The following is a 237-nucleotide window of genomic DNA, read 5'->3' on the forward strand; positions in this document are numbered from 1 at the left end:
GGTTGCGAGCTTCGTGGTGGATGGCGAGAGCCGCAACGGGGCCTTTTCGGCCTCCCTCACGAAGGCCTCAATTGCGGCGCGCCGCTCTTGAAGAGCCTGTGCGAGGAGCATCTTGCGGCCCGGCGCCACGAGCATGTCGAACAAGATCAATTGCGCCGGCGTTTGCACGCTCAGCTTTTGGATCCGGCTTTCGGCCGGGTGAAGGCGCATCTGCAGCGCTTCGAAGGAAGCGCGGCC

The 237-nt window shown here is 64.6% G+C and carries 1 pseudogene; it reads right to left on the bottom strand.

The features are described 5' to 3' along the window. Positions 1 to 237, bottom strand: a pseudogene (locus tag EOD29_RS34930) (ATP-dependent DNA ligase); the annotation flags it as partial.

Origin of the sequence: Mesorhizobium sp. M1A.T.Ca.IN.004.03.1.1 (genome assembly GCF_003997555.1) — a bacterium.
Classification (GTDB): Bacteria; Pseudomonadota; Alphaproteobacteria; order Rhizobiales; family Rhizobiaceae; genus Mesorhizobium.